At 61.2% G+C, this 17,799-nt stretch carries 17 protein-coding genes; 6 read left to right on the top strand and 11 right to left on the bottom strand.

Annotated features, from left to right (window positions below):
* Positions 1-128: 128 nt before the first annotated feature.
* Complete coding sequence (locus DKB71_RS31620) at positions 129-1,184, top strand: haloacid dehalogenase-like hydrolase (protein WP_408599249.1); 1,056 nt, start codon at positions 129-131, stop codon at positions 1,182-1,184.
* Between the two features lie 541 nt (positions 1,185-1,725).
* Positions 1,726-2,013, top strand: a complete 288-nt coding sequence (locus DKB71_RS31615) for a DUF6124 family protein (protein WP_323606636.1) — start codon at positions 1,726-1,728, stop codon at positions 2,011-2,013.
* Between the two features lie 56 nt (positions 2,014-2,069).
* Here the strand turns inward: DKB71_RS31615 and ilvD are convergent, their stop codons facing one another.
* From ilvD to DKB71_RS31595, 4 genes are all read right to left on the bottom strand, one after another.
* Positions 2,070-3,911: a dihydroxy-acid dehydratase gene (ilvD, locus tag DKB71_RS31610; RefSeq protein ID WP_046818369.1), complete on the bottom strand. Its 1,842-nt coding sequence runs from the start codon at positions 3,909-3,911 to the stop codon at positions 2,070-2,072.
* A 241-nt stretch (positions 3,912-4,152) separates the two neighbouring features.
* Positions 4,153-5,361 (bottom strand): MFS transporter, encoded by a 1,209-nt coding sequence (locus DKB71_RS31605; protein ID WP_408599248.1) that lies wholly within the window; start codon positions 5,359-5,361, stop codon positions 4,153-4,155.
* 137 nt (positions 5,362-5,498) lie between these two features.
* Positions 5,499-6,695, bottom strand: coding sequence for a class I SAM-dependent rRNA methyltransferase (locus DKB71_RS31600; RefSeq protein ID WP_046818366.1), 1,197 nt, complete (start codon positions 6,693-6,695; stop codon positions 5,499-5,501).
* A gap of 162 nt (positions 6,696-6,857) precedes the next feature.
* Complete coding sequence (locus tag DKB71_RS31595; RefSeq protein WP_408599247.1) at positions 6,858-7,397, bottom strand: type 1 glutamine amidotransferase domain-containing protein; 540 nt, start codon at positions 7,395-7,397, stop codon at positions 6,858-6,860.
* Between the two features lie 207 nt (positions 7,398-7,604).
* Here DKB71_RS31595 and DKB71_RS31590 point away from each other — a divergent pair, with 207 nt between their 5' ends.
* Both DKB71_RS31590 and mutM read left to right on the top strand, forming a co-directional pair.
* A complete protein-coding gene (locus DKB71_RS31590) occupies positions 7,605-8,420 on the top strand; it encodes an HDOD domain-containing protein (protein WP_274075697.1) in 816 nt (271 codons plus the stop codon).
* Positions 8,421-8,462: 42 nt separating this feature from the next.
* Positions 8,463-9,275: a bifunctional DNA-formamidopyrimidine glycosylase/DNA-(apurinic or apyrimidinic site) lyase gene (gene mutM / locus DKB71_RS31585; protein ID WP_274075677.1), complete on the top strand. Its 813-nt coding sequence runs from the start codon at positions 8,463-8,465 to the stop codon at positions 9,273-9,275.
* 78 nt (positions 9,276-9,353) lie between these two features.
* Here the strand turns inward: mutM and DKB71_RS31580 are convergent, their stop codons facing one another.
* The 5 genes from DKB71_RS31580 to DKB71_RS31560 form a co-directional block, all read right to left on the bottom strand.
* On the bottom strand, positions 9,354-9,605 hold the full coding sequence (locus DKB71_RS31580; RefSeq protein WP_003195146.1) for a YfhL family 4Fe-4S dicluster ferredoxin: 252 nt from the start codon (positions 9,603-9,605) through the stop codon (positions 9,354-9,356).
* Between the two features lie 184 nt (positions 9,606-9,789).
* Positions 9,790-10,269, bottom strand: a complete 480-nt coding sequence (gene coaD / locus DKB71_RS31575; RefSeq protein WP_274075676.1) for a pantetheine-phosphate adenylyltransferase — start codon at positions 10,267-10,269, stop codon at positions 9,790-9,792.
* A gap of 115 nt (positions 10,270-10,384) precedes the next feature.
* Complete coding sequence (locus tag DKB71_RS31570; protein ID WP_408599246.1) at positions 10,385-11,980, bottom strand: GMC family oxidoreductase N-terminal domain-containing protein; 1,596 nt, start codon at positions 11,978-11,980, stop codon at positions 10,385-10,387.
* A 158-nt stretch (positions 11,981-12,138) separates the two neighbouring features.
* Entirely contained in the window at positions 12,139-12,684 is a 546-nt protein-coding gene (locus DKB71_RS31565; RefSeq protein WP_408599245.1) for a twin-arginine translocation pathway signal protein, read from the bottom strand.
* Positions 12,685-12,712: 28 nt separating this feature from the next.
* Entirely contained in the window at positions 12,713-14,143 is a 1,431-nt protein-coding gene (locus DKB71_RS31560; protein ID WP_408599244.1) for a coniferyl aldehyde dehydrogenase, read from the bottom strand.
* A gap of 147 nt (positions 14,144-14,290) precedes the next feature.
* Between DKB71_RS31560 and DKB71_RS31555 the strand changes: the two genes are divergently transcribed.
* The gene (locus DKB71_RS31555) at positions 14,291-14,959 is read left to right on the top strand and encodes a TetR/AcrR family transcriptional regulator (protein WP_408599243.1); all 669 of its coding nucleotides are present in this window, start codon (positions 14,291-14,293) and stop codon (positions 14,957-14,959) included.
* A gap of 47 nt (positions 14,960-15,006) precedes the next feature.
* Positions 15,007-15,861 carry a sulfurtransferase gene (locus DKB71_RS31550; protein ID WP_408599242.1) on the top strand — a complete coding sequence of 285 codons (855 nt, stop codon included), beginning with the start codon at positions 15,007-15,009 and terminating at the stop codon, positions 15,859-15,861.
* Positions 15,862-15,940: 79 nt separating this feature from the next.
* On the opposite strand, the gene DKB71_RS31545 is transcribed toward DKB71_RS31550, so the two are convergent.
* Together DKB71_RS31545 and DKB71_RS31540 are read right to left on the bottom strand one after the other, a co-directional pair.
* On the bottom strand, positions 15,941-16,768 hold the full coding sequence (locus DKB71_RS31545; protein ID WP_408599241.1) for an AraC family ligand binding domain-containing protein: 828 nt from the start codon (positions 16,766-16,768) through the stop codon (positions 15,941-15,943).
* A gap of 3 nt (positions 16,769-16,771) precedes the next feature.
* On the bottom strand, positions 16,772-17,770 hold the full coding sequence (locus tag DKB71_RS31540; protein WP_408599240.1) for a hydrolase: 999 nt from the start codon (positions 17,768-17,770) through the stop codon (positions 16,772-16,774).
* Positions 17,771-17,799: the final 29 nt, after the last annotated feature.

Here is a 17,799-nt window from a genome sequence, read left to right as displayed (position 1 = left end):
TTTGGAATAAGCCGGTGTCGCTCTCGGGGATGCAGCTGACGCGATACGCACGTTGGCGGTCGCTGACAGACGAGGACTGTCACACTTATTTGTTAGCGTCGATCTCTTTCACTCAGGGAGAAACGCAGATGAAGTTCGCACCGAAATATCTGGTTGCCGCACTTTGCCTGGGCCTTGCCGGCCAGGTACTCGCCACGGATCTGAAGCACTGGCCAGCCGATCAGGCCAAGGCGCTGGACGCGATGATCGCGGCCAATGCCAACAAGGGTAACTACGCGGTGTTCGACATGGACAACACCAGTTACCGCTACGACCTTGAAGAGTCTTTGTTGCCGTTCATGGAAAACAAGGGCCTGATCACCCGCGACAAGCTCGACCCCTCCCTGAAACTGATGCCGTTCAAGGACACCGCCGACCACAAGGAAAGCCTGTTCAGCTATTACTACCGCCTCTGCGAAGTCGACGACATGGTGTGTTATCCATGGGTCGCGCAAGTGTTCTCCGGCTTTACGCTGCAAGAACTCAAGGGCTATGTCGACGAGATGATGGCGTCCGGCAAACCGGTGCCGGACACTTATTACGAAGGCGACGTGGTCAAGAACCTCGACGTCAACCCGCCAAAAATCTTCACCGGCCAGCAAGAGCTGTACAACAAACTGATGGAGAACGGCATCGAGGTCTACGTGATGACCGCCGCCTCCGAAGAACTGGTACGCATGGTCGCGGCCGATCCGAAGTACGGCTACAACGTTAAACCGCAGAACGTGATCGGCGTGTCGCTGCTGCTCAAGGACCCCAAGACCGGTGAACTGACCACCGCGCGCAAGCAGATCACCGCCGGCAAATATGACGAGAAGGCCAACCTGGGCCTGGAACTGACCCCGTACCTGTGGACCCCGGCGACCTGGATGGCGGGTAAACAAGCGGCAATCCTGACCTACATCGACGAATGGAAAAAACCGGTCCTGGTCGGCGGCGATACCCCCACCAGCGATGGCTACATGCTGTTCCACAGCGTCGACGTGGCCAAGGGCGGCATCCACCTGTGGGTCAACCGCAAGGACAAATACATGACCCAGATCCAGGGCATGATGGCCAAGAACGCCGCGGCCCAGGCCAAGGAAGGCTTGCCGGTGACCGCAGACAAGAACTGGGTGATCGTTACACCGCAAGAAATCCAGTAAGGGTTTTGATTCACTGTAGGAGCGAGCTTGCTCGCGATGGTCGTTAACGATATCGCGTACTTCCTGGTTTTACGCGGTGTCCTTGCGTTCATCGCGAGCAAGCTCGCTCCTACAGTTTGATCCCTATTGGTCACACATGGCTTGTCCGCTGAAGACCCATTGTGGGAGCGAGTCTGCTCGCGATGAGGTCAGCCGGTGCAATGAAAGCCTCTGTTTGATCAACTTCTTCCTACTAGTCGCAACCTGCACGTTCTTGCGTAAAGGACTACGACTACTTCAGAATCCGCCGACTTGTGCGCCTGTTTGGCGGGTTCTATCTTCTCCGTGTCGCTGCCCATCAGCGATCGGGTTTGGTAGCCCGGATTTTCCAGGCGCATGACTACACCTTTGGCAGGTTTTTTCGTCTCTGCTTCTATGGTGGTCATGCGTGGGGCGCTTTCGAGCGCGCCGGCTCCCTGGACCGGTCTACCAACCTGCGTATGGCTGCCACCTTTCGTTTGGTAGCGAAGGTGATGGCTCCTTACCTCCAGGAGAATCATCAATGCTGAAAATTACCCCTGATCCACCGGACACCGACAACCTGTCCACCCAAATCAACGCCACCCCACGAAAACCCAGCCGAACCTTCATCATCGCCCCTGGCCTCGACACCGAAACCCTCCTGGCCCACGCCTGCGAATCCCTCGCCTCGGCCAATGTCATGGCCAGCGATTTCGCCGCACTGCTGGAAGGCTCTCAACGCAGCACGATGCTGGGTATTGCCCAGGTCATCATGCTGGGCGAGCTGGCGGTGAACCAGGCGCTGGATAACCTCGACCCGCAGGATTAACGCAGGCAAAAAAATACCCCGCACTTGGCGGGGCATTTTTGTTCGACGCTTAGGCCTTACAGCCCGTCAAGCATCGCCTTGTTACGCACAGCACCCTTGTCGGCACTGGTCGCGAGCAGGGCGTAAGCCTTCAGGGCGGTGGTCACTTTACGTGGACGCACTTCCACCGGTTTCCAGCCTTTCTTGTCCTGCTCGACCCGGCGTGCTGCCAGTTCTTCATCGCTGACCAACAGGTTGATCGAGCGGTTCGGGATGTCGATCAGTACCTTGTCGCCGTCCTGCACCAGGCCAATCGCGCCACCGGCAGCCGCTTCAGGGGAAGCGTGGCCGATGGACAGGCCCGAGGTGCCGCCGGAGAAACGGCCGTCGGTGAGCAGGGCGCAGGCTTTGCCCAGGCCTTTGGATTTCAGGTACGAAGTCGGGTAGAGCATTTCCTGCATGCCCGGGCCGCCTTTCGGGCCTTCATAGCGGATGATGACGATGTCGCCTTCCTTCACTTCGTCGGCGAGGATGCCGCGTACGGCGCTGTCCTGGCTTTCGAAGATCTTCGCGTTGCCTTCGAACACGTGGATTGACTCGTCGACGCCGGCGGTTTTCACCACGCAGCCGTCCAGGGCGATGTTGCCGTAGAGCACGGCCAGGCCGCCTTCTTGCGAGTAAGCGTGTTCGACGCTGCGGATGCAGCCGTTTTCACGGTCGTCGTCCAGGGTGTCCCAACGGGTCGACTGGCTGAACGCGGTTTGCGTCGGGATGCCTGCGGGACCTGCCTTGAAGAAGTGGTGCACGGCTTCGTCGGTGGTCTGGGTGATGTCCCACTTGGCGATGGCTTCTTCCATGCTGCGGCTGTGCACGGTCGGCAGCTGGGTGTGCAGCAAGCCGCCACGGGCCAGCGAACCGAGGATGCTGAAGATCCCGCCGGCGCGGTGCACGTCTTCCATGTGGTACTTCTGGATGTTCGGCGCGACCTTGCACAGTTGCGGCACGTGACGGGACAGGCGGTCGATGTCGCGCAGGTCGAAATCGATCTCGGCTTCCTGGGCAGCGGCCAGCAAGTGCAGGATGGTGTTGGTGGAACCGCCCATGGCGATGTCCAGGGTCATGGCGTTCTCGAACGCCTGGAAGTTGGCGATGTTGCGCGGCAACACCGACTCATCGTTCTCACCGTAGTAACGCTTGCACAGCTCGACGATGGTGCGCCCGGCCTGCAGGAACAGCTGCTCGCGGTCGCTGTGAGTGGCCAGGGTCGAACCGTTGCCCGGCAATGCCAGGCCCAAGGCCTCGACCAGGCAATTCATCGAGTTGGCGGTGAACATGCCGGAGCACGAACCACAGGTTGGGCAGGCGCTACGCTCGTATTCAGCGACTTTCTCGTCAGAAGCGCTGGAGTCGGCGGCGATCACCATGGCGTCGACCAGGTCGAGACCGTGGCTGGCGAGTTTGGTCTTGCCGGCTTCCATCGGACCGCCGGAAACGAAGATCACCGGGATGTTCAGGCGCAGGGACGCCATCAGCATGCCAGGGGTGATCTTGTCGCAGTTGGAGATGCAAACGATGGCGTCGGCGCAGTGGGCGTTGACCATGTATTCGACGGAGTCGGCGATGATCTCGCGGCTCGGCAGCGAGTACAGCATGCCGTCGTGGCCCATGGCGATGCCGTCATCGACGGCGATGGTGTTGAATTCTTTTGCCACACCGCCAGCGCGTTCGATTTCGCGGGCGACCAGTTGGCCCAGGTCTTTCAGGTGCACGTGGCCCGGTACGAACTGGGTGAAGGAGTTGGCAATGGCGATGATCGGCTTTTTGAAGTCGTCATCTTTCATCCCCGTTGCGCGCCACAGTGCGCGGGCGCCGGCCATGTTGCGGCCATGGGTGGATGTTTTCGAGCGGTAATCAGGCATGAAGCACTCCGGGCGGCTAATCAGGTATCAAAAGGGAAGTGAGCTTCTATTGACGTCTGGAACACTCAGAAATGGCCGCGTGTCCGGAAGTTGCCGATAACTTTGCGGGATCGCCGCGCGCTTCAGCTTGAGCTCATAAACCCGCCGGGGATGACTGGCGATGAATGTTCGCGATTCTACACGGCTGGCGGCAGGAGGGAATGGCTGCGAGCGTGCAGACAGCCATCACGAGACGTGCGGCCTACACCGTCGTGGTTATTTTGCTACTGCTCAACGCACGCCGACTGATCAAAGCGTTCAATCCCAGCCCTACCGCGCTCAGGATCAAAAAGCACAAGCCCAGCGCGGTGGTCAGGTGTTCGCTGGCCAGATTGATCACCGCACTGACCAAGCCGCCACACATGAAAATCATCAGGCTGCCGGCAGAAGTCGAGGTGCCGGCGTGTTGCGGGTAAAGACTCATCGCCCTGGAGTTGGCGATGGGCCGGGAAACGGTGGTGCCCGCGGTACAGATCAGCATGGGGATCAGCACAGTGGCAGCCGACAGGCCGAACTGCCAGGCCAGCCACAGCATCACCAGCCCCGACAGGGCGATCAGACCCAGGCCGATGATGATTTGCGTGCCGCCTTCCAGATGGCGATGCAGGATGCTGGCAACAACCCCGCCGATCACATAGGCCGCACCATATAACAGCAGCGCCCAGGCGAACTGGTAGGCGGAAAGGTCCAGGTGCTCCATGAAAATGATCGGTGAGATGATGAGAAAGGAGAAATGGCAGGCGAAGGCGAGCGCGGAAATCAGCCAGTAACCGGTAAAGCGGATGTCCGAAAGGAGCAGCCAATAGGCGCCGAAAAATCGCCGTGGTGCGCGCTCACTGCTGCGGCTTTCCCTAAGCAGGAACCAGGATCTCAACCAGACAATGATCGCCAGGCTGATGAAGACATAAAAACTGCCCTGCCAGCCCAGATGCAACTGCAGCCAGGTGCCCATCAGCGGCGAACTGGAGATGAAAATCCCGCCGGCGGTGGTCATCCAGATCCGCAGGCGCTCCAGCTCCCGGCCGGCGAACAGATCCTGGACCAGCGCCTGAGACAAGGCAAACGACCCGCAGCCCACCGCCTGCACCACGCGAAATACCAGGAACCAGGTGAAATCACTGGCGAACAGACAGCCCGTCGCACCCACTGCCGCCAAGGCTATTCCTCCGAGCAACAGCTTCTTGCGCCCGAACATATCCGACAGCGGCCCGATCAACAGCAACGAAAACGCCAGGCCGATGGCAAAGAGGCTGACCGACAAGGCGATATCGGTGGGGGTGGTACGAAAGTGCTCGGACAGCGCGGGAAACGAGGGTAGAACCACGTCGAGAGGGAATACGGCGAGGAGCGTCATAGCCATCAACAACAGGATGAACGACGATTTTTCTTTGGCGTGAATGGGGCGAGTCATCGAACTTCGCTCTCGATCCGCGAGGGGGGAGGCGAGGATTGATTTGATGAGGGCTGAAGTCAATGCGGGAGAGCGTAGGACAAGTCTGAATCTACTGTAGGAGCAGCCGGTCGACGCTCCTACAGTGGATTGCGGTTTTAGCTGTTTGGCAGCAACCGGCAGGTAATGCTCTTGATGTAACGCGTCTCGGCAATCGCCGGGTGCACCGGATGATCCGGGCCCTGACCGCCGCGTTCGAGCATCTGGATGTTGCGATCCAGGTGGCGGGCGCTGGTCAGCAGGATGTTCTGCAGGTCGTCTTCGGGCAGGTGCATCGAGCACGATGCGCTGAACAGGATGCCGTCCTTGGTGAGCAGGCGCATGGCTTGCTCGTTCAGGCGGCGGTAGGCGCCTTCGCCGTTTTTCATGTCTTTCTTGCGTTTGATGAACGCTGGCGGATCGGCCACGATCACGTCGAAGCGCTCTTCGCTGGCTTTGAGTTCTTTCAGGGCTTCGAAAACGTCGCCTTCGATGCAGGTCATTTTTTCGGCGAAACCGTTCAGTGCGGCGTTGCGCTCGACGCCGTCGAGGGCGAAGGCCGAGGCATCGACGCAGAACACTTCACTGGCGCCGAACGCGGCTGCTTGCACGCCCCAGCCGCCGATGTAGCTGTACAGGTCGAGTACGCGCTTGCCCTTGGCGTAGGGTGCCAGGCGTGCGCGGTTCATGCGGTGGTCGTAGAACCAGCCGGTTTTCTGGCCCTGGATGACCGGCGCTTCGAATTTCACGCCATTCTCTTCCAGCGCGACCCACTCCGGCACCAGGCCGAAGACGGTTTCGACGTAGCGGGTGAGGCCTTCGGCGTCACGGGCGGCGGAGTCGTTCTTGAACAGGATGCCGCTTGGCTTGAGCACCTGGGTCAGTGCCGCGATCACGTCGTCTTTGTGGGCTTCCATGGTCGCCGAGGCGATCTGCACCACCAGGATGTCGCCGAAACGGTCGACCACAAGGCCTGGCAGCAGGTCGGAGTCGCCGTAGACCAGGCGATAGAACGGTTTGTCGAACAGGCGCTCGCGCAGGGACAGGGCCACGTTGAGGCGATGCACCAGCAGCGATTTGTCGAGCGGTAGCTTGATGTCGCGCGACAGCAGGCGCGCGCAGATCAGGTTGTTCGGGCTCATGGCGACGATGCCCAGCGGCTTGCCGCCGGCGGCTTCGAGGATCGCCTGGTCGCCGGCCTTGAAACCGTGCAAAGGGGTCGCGGCTACATCGATTTCGTTGCTGTAGACCCACAAATGACCGTTGCGCAGACGGCGGTCGGCGTTGGCTTTGAGGCGCAGGCTAGGCAGGGACATGACGTCGCTCCGGAAAAAAGAGCGGGAGTATAGCGTGTTGAAGCTTGTGGCGGGTTCTATGGGCGATGAAACGCTGATGGCCTCTTCGCGAGCAAGCCCGCTCCCACAGGGGAATACGTTGCCCTGTGGGAGCGAGCTTGCTCGCGATAGCGGTTTTGGGTACTACGCCGACAACAGCTGAATCAACTCACGATTGAACGCCGGAATGTCATCCGGCTGGCGGCTGCTGATCAGTGTCCCGTCGGTGACCACTTCCTTGTCGACCCAGTGGGCGCCGGCATTCACCAGATCGTCCTTGAGCGTCTTGTAGCTGGTCATGGTCTTGCCATTGACCAGCCCGGCCGAAACCAGCAGCCAGCCGCCATGGCAGATGACCGCGATCGGCTTGCCGGCAGAGGTGCCCATCTTGACCAGATGCTGGGCATCCTGGTCGATGCGGATGGTGTCGGAATTCTGCACGCCGCCAGGCAGGACCACGGCGTCGTATTCTTCGATGCTGGCCGAGCGGAAGGTCCGGTCAACCTTGAAGTCGTCCGCCGGTTTATCGTGGTTCCAGCCTTTGACCTGGCCTTCCTTCGCGGAAAGTATGTCGACCTGGGCGCCGGCCTGCTCCAGCGCTTGTTTCGGTCCGGTCAGTTCGACCTGCTCGAAACCATTGGTCACCAATATTGCGACGCGTTTGCCATTCAGGGAATTGGACATGAAAAAGCTCCTGACTTGAGAGAATGATTCGCCCGTGAGCGTTACAAAGTCCGAAGCCAGGTCTGGAATGAAAGTTCCGGCGATGTGCTCGCTGGTATGTCGGATCCAATGTCATAAAGGTTAGAATCTGCGCCTGTCCCAGAGTGTGTACTTATGTCCCAAGAGCTGACGCCCGAACAAATCCAGCAATCCCTGCAAGGCATCAGTGTGCCGGCCCAACCGCAGATCATGGTGGATCTGCAGATGGAGCAGTACATGCCCGACCCGGATCTGGAAGTGATCGCGAAGCTGATTTCCCAGGACCCGGGGCTCTCTGGCTCCCTGCTGAAAATCGTCAATTCGCCGTATTACGGCCTGAGCAACAAGATCGCTTCGATCCAGCGCGCGGTGAATCTGCTGGGCAGCCGTTCGATCATCAACCTGATCAATGCGCAGTCGATCAAGGGCGAGATGAACGACGACACCATCGTCACCCTGAACCGGTTCTGGGACACCGCCCAGGACGTGGCGATGACCTGCCTGACCCTGGCCAAGCGCATTGGCGCCCAGGCCGGCGACGAAGCTTATGCCCTGGGGCTGTTCCACGATTGTGGCGTGCCGCTGATGCTGCAGCGGTTCCCCAACTACATGAGCGTGCTGGAACAGGCCTATGCCAACGCCGGTCCCGATTGCCGGGTGGTGGACACCGAGAACCAGGCGTTCAATACCAACCACGCCGTGGTCGGGTACTACACGGCCAAGTCCTGGCGCCTGCCGGATCACGTGTCTGCCGCGATCGCCAATCATCACAATGCCCTGGCGATATTCAGCGATGAGTCATCGCGCAACAGTGCCCTGAAAAACCTGTTGGCGATCCTGAAAATGGCCGAGCATATTTGTGCGTCTTACCGGGTGCTGGGCAACCAACCCGAAGACCACGAGTGGAACAGCATCGGTCATTTGGTGCTCGATTACGTCGGCCTCTCGGATTACGATTTCGAAACCCTCAAGCAGACGATTCGCGACCTCGGCGCTCACCGCTGAGTGGCGAATCTCTTCTCACCGAGCGCCTGATTCGAGAGCCCCATGCCTGAACTGCCAGAAGTCGAAACCACCCGCCGCGGGATTGCGCCGCACCTGGAAGGCCAGCGCGTCAGCCGGGTGATCGTGCGTGATCGGCGCTTGCGCTGGCCGATTCCCGAAGACCTCGATGTGCGTCTGTCGGGCCAGCGCATCGTGCTGGTGGAGCGGCGCGCCAAGTACCTGTTGATCAATGCCGAGGTCGGCACCTTGATCAGCCATTTGGGCATGTCGGGTAATTTGCGCCTGGTGGAAGCCGGCCTGCCGGCCGCCAAGCATGAGCATGTGGATATCGAACTGGAATCTGGCCTGGCCTTGCGCTACACCGACCCGCGACGGTTCGGCGCGATGCTGTGGAGCCTCGATCCGCTCAATCATGAGCTGCTGATTCGCCTGGGGCCGGAGCCGCTGACCGACCTGTTCGACGGCGAGCGGCTGTTCCAGCTGTCCCGCGGGCGCTCGATGGCCGTCAAGCCGTTCATCATGGACAACGCGGTGGTGGTCGGCGTCGGCAATATCTATGCGACCGAAGCGTTGTTCGCCGCCGGTATCGACCCGCGTCGCGAAGCCGGGAGCATTTCCCGGGCGCGATACCTGAAGCTGGCGATCGAGATCAAGCGCATTCTGGCAGCCGCCATCGAGCGTGGCGGCACCACGCTGCGCGACTTTATCGGCGGGGATGGGCAGCCGGGCTATTTCCAGCAGGAGCTGTTCGTGTACGGCCGTGGTGCCGAGCACTGCAAGGTCTGTGGTACGCAGTTGCGTGAGGTGAAACTCGGGCAGCGCGCCAGCGTGTTTTGCCCGCGCTGTCAGACCTGAAAAGCAAAAGATCGCAGCCTTCGGCAGCTCCTACAGGGGAATGCGATCTCTGTAGGAGCTGCCGCAGGCTGCGATCTTTCAAGCCTTGCCGGTAATCTTGCGGTACTTCTCCATCAACTGCTCTTCAGTCTCCGGATGGGCTTCGTCCAGCGGAATGCAATCCACCGGGCAGACCTGCTGGCACTGCGGTTCGTCGTAGTGGCCGACGCACTGGGTGCACAGGTTCGGGTCGATCACGTAGATTTCTTCGCCCTGGGAAATGGCGGCGTTGGGGCACTCGGGTTCGCAGACGTCGCAGTTGATGCAATCGTCGGTGATGATCAGGGACATGCTAACTCCAGCCGGGGCGGCAGGCCCGGGCGCAATAAATCAATGCGCGTAATTGTGCCGCATTGGTGAGCGCTATGCACGCGGGCGCGACGTTCTGCAGGAGCCGGCTTGCTGGCGATGGCGGTGTGTCAGGGTACACCGCGTTGCATTGATCGCCAGCAAGCCGGCTCCTACAGTCCGGGTATTACTTCTTGAAGCGTTGGGTCAGGGCGTCCGCCACCACCGGGTGCACGAACTTGGTGATATCGCCGCCCAGGGCTGCAATTTCACGGACCAAGGTCGAAGAAATGAACGAATAACGCTCGGACGGGGTAAGAAACAGGCTTTCCACATCCGGGGCCAGCTGGCGGTTCATGTTGGCCAACTGGAACTCGTATTCGAAGTCCGACACGGCGCGCAATCCACGCAGGAACACGTTGGCATTCTGCTCTTTGGCAAAGTGCGCCAGCAGCGTCGAGAAGCCGACGACTTCTACGTTCGGCAGATGTTTGGTGACCTCGCGAGCCAGTTCCACACGCTGTTCCATGGGGAACAACGGGTTTTTCTTCGGGCTGGCGGCGACAGCAATGATCACGTGATCGAACAGGCGCGAGGCGCGTTCGACCAGATCGCCATGGCCCTTGGTAATAGGGTCGAAGGTACCTGGGTACAACACTCGGTTCATCGCGTCGTCCTGGCGGGAGTGCGTTGGGGATTCGGATGGTATCGCAGCCTAACCGGTCGGCCAAGTCGCCTTTTGGGTAAGAACGCACTATCGACGATCAGAATAATCGTATTTTTCATGGGTTTTTTAAACGCTCGGCCAGGGAAGCCGCCAGATGCGCCGTCAGCCCATAGACCGACAACTGCGGGTTTGCGCCAATGCTGGTGGGAAAGAGCGAGCCGTCATGAATCGACAGATTGGCCAGTTGATGATGCCGGCCGAGGCTGTCGGTGACGGCATTTTTCGGCTCTTCGCCCATCGCGCAGCCGCCCATCACATGCGCACTGCCCAGCCGCGTGCGATACAACTCCAGGCTCAGGCTGTCGATCAGGGTGCGGGCTTCGGCGAGGGTGTTCACATAACGCGCGTCGGCGTGCATCGGCATCACGGCCCTGGCACCGCCAGCAAACTGGATTTCGGCCATGCTGTGGAAGGCCCGGCGCAATCCGTCCCAGGCATAGGCAGACACCTGATAATCGAGCACGGGGGTGTCGTCGCCGCGCAACTGTACAGTGCCGCCCTGGCTGTCGGGGTGAAAACCGTCGCGCAGCAGCGCGAGCATGGCGTGGGTATGCGGCAGATTGGCCATGTGTTGCGCGTTTTCCTGGCCGAAACCGCCCAGCAGCGTCGTCGCCAGTGCCGGGTGGAGCGGTGGAACCTCCAGTTTGTAGGCCATTTTGCCGGTGGTGCCGTCCTGCCATTGGAAATGGTCGGAGTAGATCGACTGCGGCGCGCCATAGAAGGGGTTGACCACTTCGTCGAACAACGCGGCGGACATGTTCACCGGGTGCAGGAAGGTGCGTTTGCCCACGCGTTTGTGCGGGTCGGGTGCCCCGGAGCGCAGCAGCAATGCCGGGCTGTTGATCCCGCCGCCCGCCAGCACGTAATGCCGCGCCTTGACCATGATCTTGCGACCGGTGGGCTCGACGCAACGCTCGTCCATTGCCACGCATTGCAGGCCGGTGACCTTGTCACCGCTGATCAGGAGCTTTTCGGCGCGGGCCAGGTAGAGCAGCTCGCCGCCGTTTTCCAAGGTGGCCGGAATGGTCGTGACCATCATCGATTGCTTGGCGTTGGTCGGGCAGCCCATACCGCAATAGCCGAGGTTCCAGCAGCCGCGCACATTGCGTGGGATGACATGCCAGCTATATCCGAGCTTCTCGCAGCCCTTGCGGATCACGTCGTTGTTGGCATTGGGCGGCACCATCCATGGAGCGACGCCCAGGCGCTGTTCCATTTTTTCGAACCAGGGCGCCATTTCAGCGGGGGAGTGGCCCTTCACATTGTGTTCTTTAGCCCAGTGTTCGAGCGTGGGTTCTGGTGTTCGAAAGCTCGAAGTCCAGTTGATCAGCGTAGTGCCGCCCACCGCCCGGCCCTGGAGGATGGTGATCGCGCCATCCTTGCTCATGCGGCCGATGCCTTCCTGATAGAGGCTGGCGTAGGCCTGGTCTTCGAGCAGTTTGAAGTCGCTGCTGGTCTTGAGCGGGCCTTCCTCGATCAGCAGCACCTTGTAACCGGCGGTGCTGAGGATTTCGGCCGTGGTCCCGCCGCCGGCACCGCTGCCGATGATCGCTACATCCGCTTCGAGGGTCAGGTCCTGGGTCAATTGGGCGCCGTTGTGGGTTTTCCAGCCACGGGCCATGCCTTCGCGGAACGGGTCGGGTACGGGCATCTTAATGTTCTCTAATTGTTATGGTTTGGATGCGGTGGTGAGGCGGCTGACGCCATCGCGGGCAAGCCCGGCTCCCACAGGGGTTGAGTCGTTTACAAAAGGTGAGACACATCGAAAACCTGTGGGAGCGGGCTTGCTCGCGAAGGGGGCGACCCGGTTCAAACCGTCGGTGGCCCCGGATACCCGCAATGCGCCCACGATTCCTTGCGCCCATACCAGGCCATCATCACCAGTTGCACCAATGAACTGTGGCCCATGCGCAGCAGGCTCAACGAGCTGTTTTCCCAGCGATCGAGGAAGTGCCGTATATCCTCGGCAGCGGCGTTTTCCCAACTGCCCCAGATCCCGGTCAGCGGTCCGCGGGTGACGGCCATGCCCAGCACGTCGAACAATTGTCGGGTGAGCTTGAGCATTTCCGGCGACAGGTGATCGAGGTTGTAATCGAGGCTTTTCAGGGTGCCCTCGACGGCGCCGGGCATCTGCTGGGCAGCCACGGCGCCTTCAAGCAGCACCGGGACAAGGGCGCGCAGAAACGCCAGGTCGCCACTGCGCAGTGCCGCGAAACCATTGGCAGGCGAACTCGATGAGCAGTCACTCAGACTGGCCCCCAACCCGGCAGTGGCAAGAAAGGCGCTGGCGCCGAGGCTGAATTTGAGCAGGCCGCGCCGTGACAGCGCGGGGGTATCGGACAGGCTTGGGTGCATTCTTGTTATTACCCGAGGGTGACCATCGTTAGCGGATAAACAGCTTCTGGATCAGTTTCTGAATGGATTTGCCGTAGGGCGGGTAGATCAGCTTCGCCGCGTTGAAGCGTTGCTTGATCAGTACGCCCTTGGCCTTGCTGAAGGTCAGGAAACCTTCGTGGCCGTGGTAGTGGCCCATGCCTGAAGCGCCAATGCCGCCGAACGGCATGTCATCCTGGGCCACGTGCAGCAGGGTGTCGTTGAGGCATACACCGCCGGAGTGGGTCTCATTGAGCACGCGGTTCTGTTCGCGCTTGTCGTAGCCGAAGTAGTACAGCGCCAGTGGGCGAGGGCGCTGGTTGATGTAGGCAAACGCCTGGTCCAGATGCTTGTACGGCACGATCGGCAACAGCGGGCCGAAGATCTCGTCCTGCATCACCGTCATGTCGTCGCTGACGTTGAGCAGCAGGCTATGCCCCATGCGCCGGCCCTGGCCTTGATCGAACAACGGGATCAGCTGCGCACCTTTGTCGGTGGCGTCGCTGACGTAGCCGTTGAGTCGCGCCAGTTGTCGGTCATTGATGATCGCGGTGTAGTCCGGGTTGTCGGCGAGGGTCGGATAGAAGCCGCGGACCGCCTGCCGGTAGGCCTCCACGAAAGCGTCGACGCGCTCTTCCGGCACCAGCACGTAATCCGGGGCCACGCAGGTCTGGCCGGCATTGAGGGTCTTGCCGAAAGCGATGCGTTCGGCGGCATCCTTGAGCGGTACGTCCTGGGAAACAATGGCCGGGGACTTGCCGCCCAGTTCCAGCGTGACCGGTGTCAGGTTTTCCGCCGCCGCGCGCATCACGTGCTTGCCGATGCTGGTGGCGCCAGTGAACAGCAGGTGATCGAAAGGCAGGCGCGAAAACGCCACGCCGATATCGGCTTCGCCCAGCACCACGCACACCAGGTCTTCGGGGAAGACCCGCGCGAACAATGCCTTGAGCAGCAAGCCGGTGGCCGGGGTCGATTCGCTGAGCTTGAGCATCACCCGGTTACCCGCCGACAACGCACCGACCAAGGGCCCGATGGCCAGGTACAGCGGATAGTTCCACGGCACGATCACCCCGACCACGCCCAGTGGCTGGTAGACCACCTTCGCCGAGGCCGGCTGAAAGGCGACACCGACCTTGCGCCGCGACTCGCGCATCCAGCCCTTGAGGTGGCGGCTGGCGTAATGGATGCCGTGCAGGCTGGGCATCAGTTCGGCGAGCAGGGTTTCATCGGCGCTGCGGTGGCTGAAATCCAGGCTGATCGCATCGATCAGGGCCTGACGTTCGGTGTTCAGCAAATCCCGTAGTGCCTTGAGCCATTGCTGTCGCTGGGCCGCAGGTGGCATCGGGTTGCCGGCATAGGCCGCGCGCTGTGCGTCGAACAGGGCCTGGAGCTCGTCCAGAGGCTGCTGGAGGTTTTGCAGGTAGGAAATGTCAGCAGTCATGGTCGGCTCCGGATTTATTGTAATGAGGGCATTTTTAGAGTCTATACTCTAAAAAGTCAAATGCTCTCCTCGGCATCGCTTTGTTTTATCCGCTGGCGGATAGGCCGTAAGATGCCCCTCACCGCACTCTGAATTTAAGCTCAAGCCATGGCCCCACGGATCAAAACCAGCGAGCGCATCGTGCAGAACAGCCTGGAGCTGTTCAACCAGCAGGGCGAGCGCAGCATCAGCACCAACCACATCGCCGCCCATATGGAGATTTCTCCGGGCAACCTGTACTACCACTTCCCTAACAAGCAGGCGATCATCGCCGTGCTGTTCAGTGAGTATGAGAGCCTGGTGGACAGTTTCCTGCGTCCACCACAGGGGCGTGCAGCCACGGTGGAAGACAAGCGTTTCTACCTCAAGGAGCTGTTGTCGGCCATGTGGCGCTACCGGTTCCTGCACAGGGACCTGGAGCACCTGCTCGACAGTGACCCGGAACTGGCCGCCCGCTACCGGCGCTTTTCCCAGCGCTGTGTGATTCAGGGCGCCGCCATCTACGAAGGTTTTGTCGCCGCCGGCATCCTCAAGATGGATCGGGTACAGATCGAGTCCCTGACGATCAATGCCTGGATCATCCTCACCTCCTGGGTACGTTTTTTGTGCACCACGCGGGAAAACTCCAGCCACCTCAGCGAGCAGGCCATCAAGCGCGGCGTCTACCAGGTGCTGGTGCTGGAGGCCGGGTTCGTCACGGAGCAGGCGCGTGATGCGGTCGCTGCGCTGTTTGAAGAGTTTTACGTGCCGCTGGCCCAGGCGCTGGAAGAAGTATGAAATAAAGCCTGCCGCACGATCGAAATCGCCCATCACAGGAGCCCGTTATGCCCATTGCGCAACTGATCAGCCCGCAAGCACTGGACCTGAAAAAGGACCAGCCGGGGTTGGTGATTCTGGATTGTCGTTTTGCCCTCGAAGACCTGGATTATGGCCAGCGCAGCTATGCGCAAGGGCACATCGGTGGGTCGGCTTTTGCCGATCTTGAGCGTGATCTGAGTGGGAAAGTGGTCAAGGGTGTAACCGGGCGTCATCCATTGCCCGAGCCGGCGGACCTGATCGAGCGCCTGCAAGCCTGGGGCATCAACGCCGACAGCGAAGTGGTCTTGTACGACGATGGCCCGGGTGCTTTCGCGGCGCGGGCCTGGTGGCTGCTGGCCTGGCTGGGCAAGCGTGACGGGGTGTTCATCCTCGATGGCGGCCTCAAGGCCTGGCACGCGGCGGGGCTGCCGCTGAGCCTCGATCCTGCGTCGAACAGCCGTGGCACCTTTACCGGGAAACCGGACAACGCGCTGGTCCTCAGCGCCGAGCAGTTGCACAAGCGTCTTGCCCGGCCTGCGCTGACTTTGCTCGATGCCCGCGCCTTGCCGCGCTTCAAGGGCGAAGTCGAACCGATCGATCCGATTGCCGGGCACATTCCCGGTGCGCAATGTGCGGCCTTCACCGACAACCTGGGCAGCGACGGGCGGTTCCTGCCAGCCGAGCAGCTCAAGCAGCGTTTTGCCGCGAAGCTGGGTGATCGCTCGCCGACCGATCTGGTGGCGTACTGCGGGTCTGGCGTGACGGCGTGCCATAACCTGTTCGCGTTGTGCCTGGCGGGTTATCCGTTGGCGGCGCTGTATGCCGGGTCGTGGAGCGAGTGGATCAATGATCCTGCTCGCGGGATCGCCACTGGCGAATGAAGATCAAAAGATCGCAGCCTGCGGCAGCTCCTACATGGGTTTGCGTCGACCTGTAGGAGCTGCCGCAGGCTGCGATCTTTTAAAGGCGCGCGTTGCGATACGCCCCAGGCCCAACCCCGTAGACCTGCTTGAACTGCCGACTCAGATGACTCTGGTCGGCGAACCCCAGTTGCGTCGCGACTTCCAGGGGCAAACACCCCCCCTGCAATAACCCCCGCGCCCGAGCGATGCGCTGTTGCATTAGCCAGGTGTGCGGCGGCATGCCGGTGGCGCGGCGGAACACCCGGGCGAAGTGGAAGGGCGACAGGTTCACCGCCGCTGCCAGTTCTTCAAGCGAGGGCGGCGCCGCCAATTGCGCGTGCAGCAGGTCCTTGGCCAATGTCACCGCCCGGTGTTCCCTGCCGGGTTTGCCGGCATCAGGAACCGCTGCGTGACGCTGCAGCAGTGACAGCACCAGTTCGCGCCAGGCCGTCTGTTGTTGCAGTGCGGTGGCCGGGCTTTCCAGCAAGCGATGCAATTGGCAGAAGCCGTTCACCAGATCCGGATCGCGGTACAAGGTGGCGCCGAACGCCGGCAGATGGTGGGTGGGCAATTCGAGTTCGGCCAGCAGCGACAGCATCTGCCCGCTGTCCGGATAAAACGCCCGGTACAACCAGCCGTCTTCCGTGCCCTTGTGGCCTGTGTGCAGTTCATCGGGGTTTATCAGCACCAGGGTGCCGCTGCCCGCCAGGTGTTCGGCGCCGCGATAACGGTAGCGCTGGGCGCCGGCCATGATCATGCCGATCACATAGCCGTCGTGCACGTGAGGGGCGAAGCGCTGCTCGATGTAGCGGGCCGACAACAGCTCGATCCCGGCCAACGGCACCGTTTGCCAGAAGTGGATGGATTCGCCCTGCGCAATGCCCATGGCCTACTCGCGACCCATGCTGGCCAGCCATTGAGGGATACGCCGTTCCAGGTAGTACCCCGGTTGGCGGAACGAGCCATCGACGAACCCGACGTGCCCGCCCCGGGCCTGCAATTCGAATTGCGTGCAGGCCGACAACTCGTCGGCTTGCGGCAGGCTATGGGGGAATACGAAGGGGTCATCGGCGGCCTGGATGATCAGGGTTGGCGTACAGATCTCGCCGAGGAAGTAGCGGCTCGAGGCGCGGCGATAATAATCCTCGGCGTCAGTGAAACCATTGAGCGGTGCGGTCACCCGGCCGTCAAAATCCCAGAACGTGCGCATGTTTTCCAGGGAGCCCAGCGCAGCGAGGGCCGCGAGTCCGTCCTCGCGCCCGTCGTGCTGGAACTGGCGTTGCTTGTTCTTGATGTAGGCCAGCATCTCGCGCATGAAGTGCGCCTGATAGACCTTGGAGAAACCCTGGCCGATGCGGTCGGCGCACTGGTCCAGGCGAAACGGCACCGACACCGCCACCGCACCGCGTACGCCGCTGGCACTGCCGGTTTCGCCCAGGTGCTTGAGCAGCACATTGCCACCCAGGGAATACCCGACGGCATACAGCGGCGCGAGCGGACGCTTGGCCCGCAGGTGCCTGATGGTTTCGGCCAGGTCTTCACTGGCGCCGGAATGGTAGCTGCGCGGCAGCAGGTTGGGTTCGCCGGAGCAGCCGCGCCAGTTCAGCGCGACACTGGCCCAGCCTTGGTCACCCAGGGCTTTTTGTATCCCGGCGACGTAAGGCGAATTCGACGAACCGGTCAGCCCGTGCAACACCAGCACCAAAGGCGCATCGGCACTGTGCGGGCCATGCCAGTCGAGGTCGAGGAAGTCGCCATCTTCGAGCCACAGGCGCTCACGTTCACGTTCGAGGTGGGTGGTTTTGCGCCACAGCGGACCCCACAGGGTCTGCAAGTGCGGATTGCCGAGGCCGAAGGCCGGGGTGAAGCGATCTGGCGGTTGGGACACGATTCGTCTCGATGCAGTGGCGCACGCCT

It is taken from the genome of Pseudomonas sp. PLMAX (assembly GCF_046042685.1).
Classification (GTDB): Bacteria; Pseudomonadota; Gammaproteobacteria; order Pseudomonadales; family Pseudomonadaceae; genus Aquipseudomonas; species Aquipseudomonas putida_AE.
This window is presented reverse-complemented; position numbering and strand designations above follow the sequence as displayed.

Bases quoted from the DNA above. Each gene is read 5' to 3' on its own strand.
- DKB71_RS31565 (WP_408599245.1), bottom strand. From the start codon at position 12,684: ATGCACCCAAGCCTGTCCGATACCCCCGCGCTGTCACGGCGCGGCCTG.
- DKB71_RS31620 (WP_408599249.1), top strand. From the start codon at position 129: ATGAAGTTCGCACCGAAATATCTGGTTGCCGCACTTTGCCTGGGCCTT.
- DKB71_RS31615 (WP_323606636.1), top strand. From the start codon at position 1,726: ATGCTGAAAATTACCCCTGATCCACCGGACACCGACAACCTGTCCACC.
- DKB71_RS31580 (WP_003195146.1), bottom strand. From the start codon at position 9,605: ATGTCCCTGATCATCACCGACGATTGCATCAACTGCGACGTCTGCGAA.
- DKB71_RS31570 (WP_408599246.1), bottom strand. From the start codon at position 11,980: ATGCCCGTACCCGACCCGTTCCGCGAAGGCATGGCCCGTGGCTGGAAA.
- DKB71_RS31595 (WP_408599247.1), bottom strand. From the start codon at position 7,397: ATGTCCAATTCCCTGAATGGCAAACGCGTCGCAATATTGGTGACCAAT.
- coaD (WP_274075676.1), bottom strand. From the start codon at position 10,269: ATGAACCGAGTGTTGTACCCAGGTACCTTCGACCCTATTACCAAGGGC.
- ilvD (WP_046818369.1), bottom strand. From the start codon at position 3,911: ATGCCTGATTACCGCTCGAAAACATCCACCCATGGCCGCAACATGGCC.
- DKB71_RS31605 (WP_408599248.1), bottom strand. From the start codon at position 5,361: ATGACTCGCCCCATTCACGCCAAAGAAAAATCGTCGTTCATCCTGTTG.
- DKB71_RS31600 (WP_046818366.1), bottom strand. From the start codon at position 6,695: ATGTCCCTGCCTAGCCTGCGCCTCAAAGCCAACGCCGACCGCCGTCTG.
- DKB71_RS31545 (WP_408599241.1), bottom strand. From the start codon at position 16,768: ATGGGCATTGCGCAGGGCGAATCCATCCACTTCTGGCAAACGGTGCCG.
- DKB71_RS31555 (WP_408599243.1), top strand. From the start codon at position 14,291: ATGGCCCCACGGATCAAAACCAGCGAGCGCATCGTGCAGAACAGCCTG.
- DKB71_RS31550 (WP_408599242.1), top strand. From the start codon at position 15,007: ATGCCCATTGCGCAACTGATCAGCCCGCAAGCACTGGACCTGAAAAAG.
- mutM (WP_274075677.1), top strand. From the start codon at position 8,463: ATGCCTGAACTGCCAGAAGTCGAAACCACCCGCCGCGGGATTGCGCCG.
- DKB71_RS31560 (WP_408599244.1), bottom strand. From the start codon at position 14,143: ATGACTGCTGACATTTCCTACCTGCAAAACCTCCAGCAGCCTCTGGAC.